Here is a 13278-nt window from a genome sequence, read left to right on the forward strand (position 1 = left end):
GAAATAAAAATCGCCTGGTCGCCCGGGTTGAAACAGTGGAAACCCCTGGTTCGCAGGGTGCTTCGTGTAAGGGGCGTCACAGTGCCGGCGGGTTTTCGTTTCCATGGATGTCGTCTCCACCCCGTAGACTGCGGATAGTTAGTTTCTTGCCCGCGTTGTCGGGCCTTAGACAGATCTTGGGAGTGTGATGGGGTTCCGGCAGGCCTCTGTGACCCGGAGGGCGAAAACGCCCACGGTTCTATTGATTTTGTTGCTGACACTCGCGGGTGTCGCTTCGGCGTGCTCTTCTGCTGAACCCAAGCCGCCGAAGTACAGCGACCAGGTGGTGAGCACCACGCCCTTCGACGATCTGCTGCAGCCTGCCGTCGAGGTCACCGGATTCGCGAACCAGCCGGTCATCGATGGAGACGTCGGTTTCGCGCCGGGCGCACCGGTTCAGGTGGTCGCCAGCGATGGCCGACTGACCAACGTTCAGATCACCAACGAGGCCGGAACCGCTGTGCCGGGTGTCATGTCCGACGACCAGAAGACCTGGACGGTTCCCGCCGGATCGTTCGGGTACAACAAGCAGTACACCCTGGTGGCCGACGCCAAGGGCATCGGAGGCACGACCCAGTCGAGCCGCACGTTCACCACCAGCTCCCCGAACAACCTGACCCAGGCCTACCTGCTGCCGGACGAGGGCTCGACCGTCGGTGTCGGGATGCCCGTGTCGATCCGATTCGACGAGTCGATCCCGAACCGCAAGGCTGCCCAGGACGCGATCACCATCAAGACCGATCCGCCGACCGAGGGTGCGTTCTACTGGCTCAGTGACACCGAACTGCGCTGGCGGCCCGAGAACTACTGGAAGCCCGGTACGAAGGTCGACGTCGAGGTCAACACCTACGGAATCGACCTGGGGGACGGCCTGTTCGGTCAGGAGAACCTCAAGACGAACTTCACGATCGGCCGTGAACTGATCGCCGTTGCCGACGACAACACCAAGATGATCACCATCAGTGAGAACGGCAACGTCATCAAGACCATGCCGACGTCGATGGGCAAGGATTCGACCCCGACCAACAACGGCACCTACATCATCGGCGACCGTCTCGATCGGATCGTGATGGACTCGTCGACCTACGGTGTCCCCGTGAACTCGCCGGCCGGATACAAGCTCGACGTCGACAACGCGACCCAGATGTCTTGGAGCGGTATCTACATCCACTCCGCGCCGTGGTCGGTGTACGCGCAGGGCTCCGAGAACACCAGCCATGGATGCCTGAACGTCAGCCCGGAGAACGCACTCTGGTGGGTGCAGAACTCACTCCGCGGCGACATCGTCACCGTCAAGAACACCATCGGTGACGAGCTGCCGGGTACCGACGGCCTCGGTGACTGGAACATCCCCTGGGAGACGTGGAAGGCAGGCAACGCCTGATCTGGGCCGAGTCCCGACCCGCGTGATTCGTAGGCTGCGCCGGGTGGTGATCGTCGAGAGACGGTTACCACCCGGCGTTTGTCGTATGTGGGGCTCCGAGCGCGACGCTGTGCGTTCAGGACGGGTCAACGCATCCTGGGCGTCGTCGACGTCGGAGGGGAGCGCCTGAGAGGCGCTGAGACCAATGCTGTTGTCGCGGTGGGTCAACCGGCCCCGGGTTGCAGATACAAAAATGGTCTACCACGCCGGTAGGCGTGATAGACCATCTTCGTTGGGTGGACGACGGGACTCGAACCCGCGACAGCCAGAATCACAATCTGGTGCTCTACCAACTGAACTACGCCCACCATCGGTATCCGCTCTGCGGACCGGAACTAACTTTAGCGGTATGCCGGGCAGAAACTCCAATCGGGCTTTGACCTGCGGGTTATCAAGCCGGACCGAGTGTTTTGGTCACTTCTTCGATGGCTGAGGTGTCTGGGCCCGGCAGTGCCACGAATGCGGTTTCGCGGTAGTACTTGAGTTCGCGGATGGATTCGCGGATGTCGGCCAGGGCGCGGTGGGCGAGGCCCTTCTGCGGCTGGCCGAAGTAGATCTTCGGGTACCAGCGCCGGCACAGTTCCTTGATCGAGCTGACGTCGACCATGCGGTAGTGCAGGTAGCCGTCCAGCTTCGGCATATCGCGTGCGATGAATCCGCGGTCCGTGGCGATCGAGTTACCGGCCAGAGGAGCGGCGCCGGCTGAACCGATCTCCGCCCGCAGGTACTCCAGCACCATCTTCTCGGCCTCGTCGAGAGTGACCGTGGAGCGTCGCACCTCCTCGGTCAGGCCTGATGCGGCATGCATCTTCTTGACGACGTCGGGCATCGCGGCCAGGGCGTCGTCGTCGGCATGGATGACAACGTCTACGCCGTCGCCCAAGATGTTCAGTTCGCTGTCGGTGACCAACGCTGCGATTTCGATGAGTTTGTCGCTGCCCAATTGCAGGCCGGTCATCTCGCAGTCGATCCACACAAGTTTGTCTTGCACCACTTCACCTTAGTTCAGCGATACTCTGCGCCCGTAGGCCAGACCGGCACGGACATCGAGGGCATCGGCGGTCTCGATCCGGCCGGTACGGTTTTCGAACATGCAGCTCGACGATCAGTCGCCGAACTTTCGGTAGAACGTTCCGACGATGGGGGCGGTGAACTTGCGTGGGATGTAACCGCCCCCAACTGACATCGCCTTGGACAACATGCCCGGCACAACGCGCATTTTGTTGCGTTCTAACGCATCCAGACTCAGCTTCGCCACGTACTCGCTCGAGTTCCAGAGGAAGTCCGGGACCACTCGGTCGACGGTGCTGGCTTCTTCCGGCGACGGGGTATGCGTGCGGACGGGCCCCGGTGCCAGCAACGTCACGTGGACACCCTGGCCGGAGACCTCGCCGCGCAGGGACTCGGAGAAGGTGTTCACAAACGCCTTCGATGCGGCATAGGTGGCGTTGTGAGGAATGGGCATGTTGCCCGCGGCCGACCCGACCATGAGGATGCCGCCGGAACCCCGCTCGACCATCCGGGGCAGGACCGCCAACGTGAGGTCATGCACGGCAACGGTATTCAGCCGCACCTGGGCCCGCTCATACTCCGCGTCGAGCTCCACCAGTGCCCCGAAGGTCGCGATTCCGGCGTTGTTGCACAGGATGGAGATCTCCCGGCCTGCCAACTGTTCGCACAGTGCCGTGGTCGCGGCGGAATCGGAGAGGTCTGTCGCCATCACCTCGACCTCGACGCCGAACTCCTGCGCGAGTTCGGTCGCCGTGGCCTGCAGGATCCCTTCTCGGCGCGCCACCAGGATCAGGGAATGGCCACGGCGGGCCAACTCGGTGGCGAGCGCCGCGCCGATTCCGGAGGAGGCTCCGGTGACCACTGCCCGGGCGGACGATGACGGCTCAGGAATACCCATGGCCCAGATCGTAACCGTCCACGCAAGCACCAACGGCCCCGAAAGCCAGGGCATACGCCGCGTGAGGTCAGACAATACTCGCGGCGACCTCGGTGCCCTGACGGATCGCGCGCTTTGCGTCGAGTTCGGCGGCCACATCGGCACCACCGATCACGTGGGTGTTGACTCCGCCCACGGTCAACGGATCGATCAGGTCGCGGACCGATTCCTGTCCGGCGCACACCACGATGGTGTCGACGTCGAGGATGCGCGTGGTGCGCTCGCCACCCTCTTCCTTCGGATCGAAGCTCAGGTGCAGTCCGGCGTCATCGACCTTGTCGTAGGTGGCGCCCGAAATCTGTTCCACGCCCTTCATTTTGACGGTGGCGCGGTGCACCCACCCGGAGGTCTTGCCAAGTGTCTTGCCCTGGCGTCCGGGCTTGCGCTGGACGAGGTAGACCTTGCGGGAGGCCGGCGTGGGCCGCGGCCTGCCGACGAATCCGGGAACGGTGAGGTCGTCGGTGATACCCCACTCCTCATTCCATTCCTTGATGTTGAGGGCGGGGGAGTCGTCGACGATCAGGAATTCGCTGACATCGAATCCGATTCCGCCGGCACCGATCACCGCAACGGTCTTGCCTATCTCGCCGCGACCGAGGACGGCATCGGCGTACGACAACACCTTCGGATGGTCGATTCCCGGGATGTTCGGCATCCGGGGCGTGACACCGGTCGCGACGACAACGTCGTCGAACTTCTGCTCGATGAGTTCATCGGCGGTGATCCAGGTGTTGAGGTGGACCTGCACGCCGGTGACTTCGAGTTGCCGCTTGTAGTAGCGGATGGTCTCGGAGAACTCCTCCTTGCCGGGAATTCGGGCGGCGATCGAGAACTGGCCTCCGATCTGCTCGCCGGCCTCGAAGAGATGCACGGTGTGTCCACGCTGCGCGGCGGCGACAGCGGCAGAGAGTCCGGCCGGGCCGGCACCGACAACCGCGACGCGCTTGGCCATACGCGTGGGGCCCAGGGTCAGGGTCGTCTCGCGCCCGGCGCGCGGGTTCAGCAGGCAGGACACCTTCTTGCCGACAAACGCGTGGTCGAGGCAGGCCTGGTTGCAGGCAATGCAGGTGTTGATCTCGTCGCCGCGGCCCGCCCGGGCCTTGTTGGCGAACTCGGGATCTGCCAACAAGGGTCGTGCCATCGAGATGGCGTCGACCCGGCCACCCTCGAGGATCTCCTCGCCGAGTTCTGGGGTGTTGATCCGGTTCGACGCGATCAGCGGGATCGACACCTCTTCGCGCAAACGCTCGGTGTAGCTGACAAACGCTCCACGCGGAACCGACGTGACGATCGTGGGGACCTGTGCTTCGTGCCAACCGATGTCGGTATTGATCGCGTCGACGCCGGCGGCCTCGAGTTTGCGTGCCAGCGAAGCGATTTCGTCCCACGTCTGGCCGTCCTTGACCAGGTCGGCGATCGACTGGCGCATGATCACCATGAAGTCGGGGCCCGTCTTCTTGCGGATCTCCTTCGCGATCTCGACAACGATCCGCTGACGGTTCTCGGTATTGCCGCCCCACTTGTCGGTGCGGTTGTTGGTGCGTTTGCACAGGAATGTGTTGAGGAGGTAGCCCTCACCACCCATGATCTCGATGCCGTCGTAACCCGCATCCTTGGCGAGTTTTGCGCAGCGACCGTATGACCAGATCGCATGCCTGATGAGCGCATCGTTCATCTTGATCGGCTGGAACGGGTGGACGGGCGACTTCTCCCAGCTGACACTGAATTTGAGCGGGGTGTAGCCATAACGGCCGGCATAGAGGACCTGCATGGCGATCTTGCCGCCTTCTCTGTGCACGGCGGAGGTGAGTCGTCGGTGCCGGATGACGTCGATCTTATTGGTGAGTTTGCTACCGAACGGCAAGAGGAGCCCGGCGCGGGTGGGCGCGATACCGCCTGTGATGATCAGGCCGGCGCCGCCACGGGCGCGTTCCGCGTAGTACGCGGCCAGCTTATCGGTGTCCCAGATGCGGTCTTCGAGGCCGGTGTGCATCGATCCCATGATGATGCGGTTTCTGAGGACGGTCTTGTTGATCGTCAACGGCTCGAACAACTTTGGGTACGGATTGGTCATGGAGAACCTCTCTGGTCACGGGGGCTGGCCGTGTGGTCAGTGTTGGATGATGTATCGACGACGCCCTCGAGTGCGGCGATCACTTCGTCGCACCAGTCGATGAAGCCGACTTCGATGCGCACGCCACCACGCAGCACGAGGTGTTGTTTGAGTTTGCGCAGGTTGAGTGCGCTGGGGTCTGGGAAATCGTGCTTTTCGAACTCTTGGTAGAGGCGGAGGCGTTCCTCGTGCACAGCGCGTTGCCTGCGCAGTTCGCCGATCAGTTGGGGCAGATCGGCGGCCTCGGCGGCCCTGATCTTGACACCCAGTTCGTCGCGAAGTTGCTGGGGTTCGGTGGGTGTACCAACCCAATCACGTAGTGCGGTACGCCCTTTCGCGGACAATGTGTAGACCTTCTTGTCAGGCCGGCCGTCCTGTGCCACGGACTCGAAGCTGACCAGCCCATCGGAGTGAAGCTTTTTGAGCGTCCGATAGATCTGCTGGTGGGTGGCCGACCAGAAATGACCGATTGACCGCGAGAACTGCTGGCCGATCTCATAGCCGGTTCCCGGTCGCTCGGCGAGCGAGGTCATGATCGCGTGTTCGAGTGCCACCTGTGCACCATACCCATGCAACTCAGCGCTATGCAATAGCGTTCATATACTCAAAAGTGCATATGCCTGACCTGGGTAGTTCGCAAACTATGCCGCCATCAACTCGTTGAGGCGCGATTCGATCCGGCTGTGGAGTGTTGGCCGGTCAGTCCGGGGATGGGGAAGCGGGGATCCGGGATGGGAGAGCGGCGGCGCGGTGGAGGTGTGCCGGTGGCCGGTAGGTGTGGTCAGGCGCACTGAATGGCGGCCGGTCGGTGAGGGCTGAGTTGCCGAATGCCAACCCGGTGCCTGTTTGGCGTAGTTGCATTCCTCGCACAGTCCCTGGCCGTTGTCGGCATTCGTGGATCCGCCCTGGGCATGTGGTGTCACATGGTCGACATGGCGCACCGGAGCGTCACAGTAAGGGGTGCGGCACATCTGATCGCGAAGGCGGATCAGCAGTGCCAGGGCTTTGGGGAATGCTCGCGCGACCGATTCCATCGCGACCAGCGCACCGGTCGCAGGTTTCGTGAACAACCGTCTGATCGCGAGCTTCGCGTCGCGTCCGGCGGCAGTGGCGACCAGTTGTCTGGCAATCCCGGCCGGGATGGGACCGTGGCCGTCGACATGGGCGGCGTCGTCCGAATCACCCAGTAGCGCAGTGTCGGACATGACGAGGTTGACCGTGATCGGAACTCCCTCGGCTGCGGCTCGGCCGGTCACCCGCTCGAACAACACGTCGGCCATGATCTGATCCCGCGACCGGTTGTCGCCGGTGCTGGTGTGTAGGTCGGCCGCTTTGCGTAGTGCTGCGATCACACCGACGCCCTGTGCGACCGGAAGCAGCGCTGTCACGTTCGCCATACAGTCGGGCGCGGGGCGCGACGTCACCCTCCGATCTTTGGCCGCCTTGCCGGCGCGCGCCACGACTGCGTGCGGATCGCGCTGATAGGCAAGCGCTTTCGCGCGAGCTGTGAGTGCCTTGTCTCCGACGCCATCGAGGGCTGCCGGATCGGCGCAGAGTTCGGTGTCGATCGCGATCCGATCCTCGACGGCGAGGTAGGCGGTCTCGCGAACGAGGATGGTCGCACGCCACTCCGAGAGGCGGCCTGATTCGAGTGCTGCCATCGTGTGCGGCATCTCATCGACCACCGCTCGTGCGAAACCGAGGTAGCGGCCACCTCGGTGAGGCGACACACGTCGGGCCAATCCGACCTCGGAGGCGACGCCCGCACCCACTCTCTTCTCGGGCACACCCTGTTCTCGATGTTCCTGTCGGCGCTTGGTCGAAAGGTTCATCGTCGCCCGCGCCTGGGCGGCGGCGCAGGCAGCTTTGAGATCTTCGAGTGCGGTGATCTGGTCCACCGAATCAACGGAACTGACATCGAACTCGATATGCCGCAAGCGATCTCGCAGGCTGGCAATATCTTCTGTTTGCGACATGTGGTCCCCCCGGACGTCGTGATCGAAGCAGTGTTTGAAGCTTAGATCCGGGGTCCGACAAGGTGGGGTCAGGTGGTCGCGTGATTGTGTTCGATGATGCGGATCTGGCCGGTTTTCTCACACGTTGCGTAGCCGTGTCGTTTGGCGAAGAGCTCCCACGATGGTTTCTCGGGGTCGCTGGGCAGGTCGATCGCACTGCCGTCGCCGAACTCGATGTGAAGGTCACCGTCGTCGTTGCACTCGACCACGTCGCCTCGCGTGCCGAGCATCGCGAACAGCGGTCGCTGCTCGGCGATCACGTTGGCCGGATCGATGTTGTCGTGTTCGATCCCGCGTCCGCCTATCGGGGGTGAGGTCAGCGCGAACGGAGTCCACAGGACCAACTCGCAGTGGTTGCTGAAGAAGAACGTCAGATTGTCTTCGAACGTGAGTCGTTCGACGATGTGACCTTGAATCCACAGTTGCATCGTGAGCCTCCGTGTGTCGGACGTCACATTCGACGGTAACACCCCGTCGGACGTCGACCTAGAGGTGCGACCCAGAGTCAGGCATCGATCAGAAATCGAGAAGCGCGGATGGTGACGCTGCGGATAACGTCACCGACAGGACATCAACTCTCGCGATGTCCCCGTTTGACCGGGAGGTCGGAAGTCATGAAAACGATGACGTGTAAGCAACTGGGCGGACCATGTGACCTCGAACTCCGCGGCGAAAAGGCCGACGAGGTGATCCAGGCACAAGATCGCCACCTGAAAGAGGCGGTCGCAAACGGTGACACAACCCATGAAAGTGCACTGAAGGACATGCAAGGCCGGTGGAAGAAGCCGATATCCGGTCTTGGCTGGTACCGGGCCACCAAGAAGGCCTTCAAGGAGCTTCCGGAAGACTGACCGACCCCCGGTGTGCGGGGTGTTGTCAGCAGGTGAATGTGTGGTGCGCCTGCGTCGATCTCTTTCAAACACAGTAGGCGCACAGCCGCCGGAGGCGGCCAAGGATGTGATGGTGCCCCCGGCAGGACTCGAACCTGCTACCTGCGGATTAGAAGGCCGCTGCTCTATCCTGATGAGCTACGGAGGCTTACCGAAGACCGGCGCAGGTGAGTATAACGGCCCGGGCGAAAGCATGCGGACGCGAGTCACATCGGGCCGGTGCCTACCCTGAGGGGGTGAGTACACCCAGTCCCGATTCGATCGATATCCGGCGCAGTGCCGCGGCAAGCATTGGCTGGGTGTTGGCCTGGGTGGCAGCTGGGGTTGCGGTGGCGGTCACCGCGATCTCGGCCGGCACCGCGCTCGATCTCGCCGGTGTCGGAGATCCTGGGACGCTGACGCGGTACGGGTTGCCCACCGTGCAGACGATCGGTGAGATCGGCGCGGTGATCGCCGTCGGCGGCGCGTTGTTCGCGGCCTTTTTTGTTCCCCCGCAGTCGGACGGCGTGCTCGATGTCGGCGGCTACCGCGCGATCAAGACCGCATCGGTCGGAGCGCTGGTCTGGGCCGTTGCGGCGCTGCTGATGATTCCGCTGACGATTTCGGACGCCTCTGGGTATCCGCTGTCGGAGACGCTGAGTCCCAATCGGCTGATCACCGCATTTGATCAGGTCGCCGACGCCCGGTCCTGGCTGTGGACCGCGATCTTTGCCCTGATCTGCGCGCTCGTGGCACGCATCGCATTGCGCTGGACCTGGGCTCTGATCGTGCTGCCGCTGTCGATCCTGACGTTGATGCCGATCGCACTGGCGGGGCACTCGTCGACCGGTGGAAGTCACGACGTCGCGACCAACAGCCTGATCCTGCATCTCGTGGGAGCCTGCCTGTGGATGGGTGGATTGTTCGCAGTCCTGATCTACGCCCGGGGTGGCGGCCGCTACACGCTGCTGGCGATCACCCGTTACTCCCGGGTCGCGTTCTGGACGTTTCTCGTCGTCGGGGCCAGCGGCGTGATCAATGCCCTGATCCGCGTGCACATCGATCAGCTGTTCACCGAGACGTACGGACAGCTGGTGCTGGTGAAGACAGCGGCCCTGGTGGTGCTCGGTGGGTTTGGTGCATGGCACCGAAAGGCGACCATCCCGGCGATCGAGAAGGACGACAACCGTCGCCCGTTGATCCGCTTTGCCACGGTCGAGCTCCTGGTGTTCGCGGCGACATTCGGGGTCGCCGTGGGTCTGTCCCGGACCCCACCTCCGGCGAACGTCAATCCGTCGAACATGCCGGCGTCCGAACTGCTTCTGGGTTACCGGATCGATCACGAACCCACCTTCGGCCGGATCTTCCTCGACTGGCGGTTCGACCTGCTGTTCGGGACGCTGGCGATCGTCATGGCCGTCGTCTACGTGCGCGGTGTGATCCGCCTGCGCCGTCGCGGGGATGCGTGGCCGATCGGCCGGACGATCGCCTGGATCCTCGGCTGCGCGGCACTGCTGTTCGCCACGTCCTCCGGCCTGGGTAGGTACGCGCCGGCGATGTTCAGCCTGCACATGATCGCGCACATGATGTTGGCGATGCTGGCGCCGGTCCTGCTGGTGCTCGGTGGACCCATGACGTTGGCTCTGAGGGCACTGAAACCGGCCGGCAAGACGGCTCCACCCGGACCGCGCGAATGGATTCTTGCCATCCTGCACAGTCCGTTCTCGCGGTTCATCACCCATCCGCTGATCGCGTCAGTGCTGTTCGTCGGCAGCTATTACGTGTTGTACCTGGGCGGGTTGTTCGAAACACTGGTCGACTACCACGCCGCGCACGTGGCGATGAACTTCCACTTCATCATCACCGGCTACCTCTTCTATTGGCTGGTCATCGGGATCGACCCGGCGCCGCGAACACTGTCACCGGTGGTCAAACTCGCAATGGTGTTCGCCTCGTTGCCGTTCCATGCCTTCTTCGGCGTCGCGTTGATGAGCACCGACAACGTCATTGCACGCAGCTATTACCAGAGCCTGATGCTGCCGTGGGCCCCGGACCTGATGAGTGATCAACGACTCGGCGGCGGTATCGCGTGGGCGGCCGGCGAGGTCCCACTCGTCGTGGTGATGCTGGCGCTGCTCGTGCAATGGAGTCGCCAGGACCTCCGGCAGGCGCGCCAGTACGATCGCCGCGCCGATCGTGACGAGGATGCCGAGTTGGCCAGCTACAACGCGATGCTGAAGCAGATGTCCGGTGTTTCCGAGCCCGAGGCGGCTGTCGCATCGGGCCCGGTGGCAGACGCGGCGGCGCCGGATGAATCCGCGGAACCGGACTCGAGTGAACCGACACCGGGTACTCGATCCTGATCGGAGTGCGACGTTTGTCCACAGTGTTCGATTGCATCCCCAGTTCACCTCCCGGCGTCGGCTGATGGTCGGTACCCCGGGCCATGCTGGTCTCACACCGGAGAACCAGGTGGCGCCGAGAGCGTTCGAAATCATCAGGGGGAGAACCATGTACGAGACCTATACAACTGTCATCGGGACCGTGATCTCGGATCCGCGCCGACGGCACACGACGGCCGGTGAAGAGGTGTTGTCGTTCCGGATGGCGTGCAATTCCCGCCGGCTCGACAAGCGCTCGGGGGAGTGGGCCGACGGACCTTCGCTCTACCTGACCGTCAGTTGCTGGCGCCGACTCATCGATGGTGCCGCGCCGGTGGTGGCCAAGGGGCGGCCGGTGATCGCACACGGGCAGATCAAGACCAACGAGTACATCAGCGAATCCGGTGAACGACGTGCCGACCTGGAGATGACGGCATCCGTGATCGGGATGGACCTGAGCCGGTGCACCGTCAGCTTCGAGGGAATGATGCCTCGGGTCACAACCACGTCGACGGTGCCCGGCTCTTCCGATGGGCGGGCCGGTCAGGACAGCGCCGCCGCTGCCTGAGCAACCTCGATGCCCCATCCTCTTCACGTCGATCAAGCATCCGTAACGCGGGGGCGGAAAATGTCGCGTGTGGATTGGATAGGGTTGAGGGGTGCATTGGCTGGATTGCCTCGGTGCGCGTCGCGAGTGATGCCTGGCGACGTGTCATCGGCCCGAGGTGACCGGCGTTCAGTGAAGGGCAGAACGCGCGCGATCGGTCAGCCCGACACCCCTTACGAGCAGGTAGAGAGGCCCTAACGTGGCAGAGTTTATTTACACCATGAAAAAGGTGCGAAAAGCACACGGCGACAAGGTGATTCTGGATGACGTCACAATGTCGTTCTATCCGGGGGCGAAGATCGGTGTGGTCGGCCCCAACGGTGCCGGTAAGTCGTCGATCCTGAAGATCATGGCCGGCATCGATCAGCCGTCCAACGGTGAGGCATTCCTGGATCCGGCGGCGTCGGTCGGCATCCTCATGCAGGAGCCCAAGCTCAACGAAGAAAAGACGGTTCGGCAGAACGTCGAAGAGGGCATGGGCCTGATCAAGGAGCAGCTCGACCGCTACAACGAAATCGCCGAACTGATGGCGACGGACTACTCGGACGAGCTCATGGAAGAAATGGGCCAGCTGCAGGAAGCCCTCGACCACGGCGATGCCTGGGACCTGGACTCGCAGCTCGAACAGGCGATGGACGCGCTCCGTTGCCCGCCGGCCGACGAACCCGTCACCCACCTCTCCGGTGGTGAACGTCGTCGCGTCGCTCTGTGCAAGCTGCTGCTGCAGAAGCCCGACCTGCTGCTTCTCGACGAGCCCACCAACCACCTCGACGCCGAGAGCGTGCTGTGGCTGGAGCAGTACCTGGCCGCGTACCACGGCGCCGTACTCGCAGTGACCCACGACCGGTACTTCCTCGATCACGTCGCGCAGTGGATCTGTGAGGTCGACCGCGGAAAGCTGCATCCGTACGAGGGCAACTACTCGACTTACCTGGAGAAGAAGGCCGCGCGCCTCGAAGTTCAGGGGAAAAAGGATCAGAAGCTGCAAAAGCGCCTCAAAGAGGAACTGGCGTGGGTTCGGTCCGGATCCAAGGCCCGCCAGACCAAGAGCAAGGCGCGCCTCGGCCGGTACGAAGAGATGGCCGCCGAAGCCGACAAGATGCGCAAACTCGACTTCGAAGAGATCCAGATCCCGACGCCGCCGCGACTCGGCGACATCGTGGTCAACGTCAAGAACCTGGACAAGGGCTTCGGCGGGCGCGTCCTGATCAAGGACCTGTCGTTCACGCTGCCGCGTAACGGCATCGTCGGGGTCATCGGCCCCAACGGTGTCGGTAAGACCACGCTGTTCAAGACCATCGTCGGGCTCGAAGATCCCGATTCGGGTGACGTCAAGGTCGGCGACACGGTCAAGCTCAGTTACGTCGACCAGAACCGCGCCAACATCGATCCCAAGAAGAATGTCTGGGAAGTTGTCTCCGACGGACTCGACTTCATCGAGGTCGGCCAGAACGAGATGCCGTCGCGCGCCTACGTCAGTGCGTTCGGCTTCAAGGGGCCCGATCAGCAGAAGAAGGCAGAGGTGCTCTCCGGTGGTGAGCGCAACCGTCTGAACCTGGCACTGACCCTCAAAGAGGGTGGCAACCTGATCCTGCTCGATGAGCCGACCAACGACCTCGACGTCGAGACCCTCAGCTCGCTGGAGAACGCGCTCGACCAGTTCCCCGGCTGTGCAGTGGTCATCTCGCACGACCGCTGGTTCCTCGACCGCACCTGTACGCACATCCTCGCGTGGGAAGGCAACGTCGCCGAGGGTCAGTGGTTCTGGTTCGAGGGCAACTTCGAGGCATACGAGGCCAACAAGATCGAGCGCCTCGGCGCCGAAGCCGCGCGTCCGCATTCTGTGACACACCGAAAGCTGACTCGCGATTAGCAATTCGTAG

11 protein-coding genes and 2 tRNA genes are annotated in these 13278 nt (G+C 63.0%); 5 read left to right on the forward strand and 8 right to left on the reverse strand.

Annotation, left to right across the window (positions count from 1 at the left end; translation table 11 throughout):
* The first annotated feature begins 187 nt into the window (after positions 1 to 187).
* Complete coding sequence (locus H290_RS0112775) at positions 188 to 1423, forward strand: Ig-like domain-containing protein (protein WP_051121993.1); 1236 nt, start codon at positions 188 to 190, stop codon at positions 1421 to 1423.
* A gap of 274 nt (positions 1424 to 1697) precedes the next feature.
* Here the strand turns inward: H290_RS0112775 and H290_RS0112780 are convergent.
* The 7 genes from H290_RS0112780 to H290_RS0112815 form a co-directional block, all read right to left on the reverse strand.
* Positions 1698 to 1770, reverse strand: a tRNA-His gene (locus tag H290_RS0112780).
* Between the two features lie 83 nt (positions 1771 to 1853).
* Positions 1854 to 2453, reverse strand: coding sequence for an oligoribonuclease (gene orn / locus H290_RS0112785; RefSeq protein WP_028463125.1), 600 nt, complete (start codon positions 2451 to 2453; stop codon positions 1854 to 1856).
* 114 nt (positions 2454 to 2567) lie between these two features.
* Positions 2568 to 3371, reverse strand: coding sequence for a mycolate reductase (gene cmrA, locus H290_RS0112795; protein ID WP_028463126.1), 804 nt, complete (start codon positions 3369 to 3371; stop codon positions 2568 to 2570).
* Between the two features lie 67 nt (positions 3372 to 3438).
* Positions 3439 to 5484, reverse strand: coding sequence for an NADPH-dependent 2,4-dienoyl-CoA reductase (locus H290_RS0112800; RefSeq protein ID WP_020107207.1), 2046 nt, complete (start codon positions 5482 to 5484; stop codon positions 3439 to 3441).
* Positions 5481 to 6077 (reverse strand): PadR family transcriptional regulator, encoded by a 597-nt coding sequence (locus H290_RS0112805; protein ID WP_020107208.1) that lies wholly within the window; start codon positions 6075 to 6077, stop codon positions 5481 to 5483. Before H290_RS0112805 ends, H290_RS0112800 begins: the two co-directional genes overlap by 4 nt.
* Before the next feature lie 87 nt (positions 6078 to 6164).
* Positions 6165 to 7499, reverse strand: coding sequence for an HNH endonuclease signature motif containing protein (locus H290_RS28490; protein ID WP_020107209.1), 1335 nt, complete (start codon positions 7497 to 7499; stop codon positions 6165 to 6167).
* 68 nt (positions 7500 to 7567) lie between these two features.
* Positions 7568 to 7966, reverse strand: a complete 399-nt coding sequence (locus tag H290_RS0112815) for a DUF6188 family protein (protein WP_020107210.1) — start codon at positions 7964 to 7966, stop codon at positions 7568 to 7570.
* 186 nt (positions 7967 to 8152) lie between these two features.
* On the opposite strand from H290_RS0112815, the gene H290_RS0112820 reads away from it, so the two are divergent.
* Positions 8153 to 8389, forward strand: coding sequence for a DUF1059 domain-containing protein (locus H290_RS0112820; RefSeq protein ID WP_020107211.1), 237 nt, complete (start codon positions 8153 to 8155; stop codon positions 8387 to 8389).
* A gap of 110 nt (positions 8390 to 8499) precedes the next feature.
* On the opposite strand, the gene H290_RS0112825 is transcribed toward H290_RS0112820, so the two are convergent.
* Positions 8500 to 8576: transfer RNA gene (locus H290_RS0112825), tRNA-Arg, on the reverse strand.
* Between the two features lie 88 nt (positions 8577 to 8664).
* Between H290_RS0112825 and H290_RS28495 the strand changes: the two genes are divergently transcribed.
* From H290_RS28495 to ettA, 3 genes are all read left to right on the forward strand, one after another.
* A complete protein-coding gene (locus tag H290_RS28495; protein ID WP_051121995.1) occupies positions 8665 to 10770 on the forward strand; it encodes a cytochrome c oxidase assembly protein in 2106 nt (701 codons plus the stop codon).
* 148 nt (positions 10771 to 10918) lie between these two features.
* Positions 10919 to 11356 (forward strand): single-stranded DNA-binding protein, encoded by a 438-nt coding sequence (locus H290_RS0112835; RefSeq protein WP_028463127.1) that lies wholly within the window; start codon positions 10919 to 10921, stop codon positions 11354 to 11356.
* Positions 11357 to 11594: 238 nt separating this feature from the next.
* A complete protein-coding gene (gene ettA / locus H290_RS0112840) occupies positions 11595 to 13268 on the forward strand; it encodes an energy-dependent translational throttle protein EttA (RefSeq protein ID WP_028463128.1) in 1674 nt (557 codons plus the stop codon).
* The last annotated feature ends 10 nt before the right edge of the window (positions 13269 to 13278 follow it).

This window comes from Nocardia sp. 348MFTsu5.1 (assembly GCF_000383535.1).
GTDB classification, from domain to species: domain Bacteria; phylum Actinomycetota; class Actinomycetes; order Mycobacteriales; family Mycobacteriaceae; genus Williamsia; species Williamsia faeni.

Bases quoted from the DNA above. Each gene is read 5' to 3' on its own strand.
- H290_RS0112835 (WP_028463127.1), top strand. From the start codon at position 10,919: ATGTACGAGACCTATACAACTGTCATCGGGACCGTGATCTCGGATCCG.
- H290_RS0112815 (WP_020107210.1), bottom strand. From the start codon at position 7,966: ATGCAACTGTGGATTCAAGGTCACATCGTCGAACGACTCACGTTCGAA.
- H290_RS0112800 (WP_020107207.1), bottom strand. From the start codon at position 5,484: ATGACCAATCCGTACCCAAAGTTGTTCGAGCCGTTGACGATCAACAAG.
- cmrA (WP_028463126.1), bottom strand. From the start codon at position 3,371: ATGGGTATTCCTGAGCCGTCATCGTCCGCCCGGGCAGTGGTCACCGGA.
- H290_RS0112775 (WP_051121993.1), top strand. From the start codon at position 188: ATGGGGTTCCGGCAGGCCTCTGTGACCCGGAGGGCGAAAACGCCCACG.
- H290_RS0112820 (WP_020107211.1), top strand. From the start codon at position 8,153: ATGAAAACGATGACGTGTAAGCAACTGGGCGGACCATGTGACCTCGAA.
- H290_RS28490 (WP_020107209.1), bottom strand. From the start codon at position 7,499: ATGTCGCAAACAGAAGATATTGCCAGCCTGCGAGATCGCTTGCGGCAT.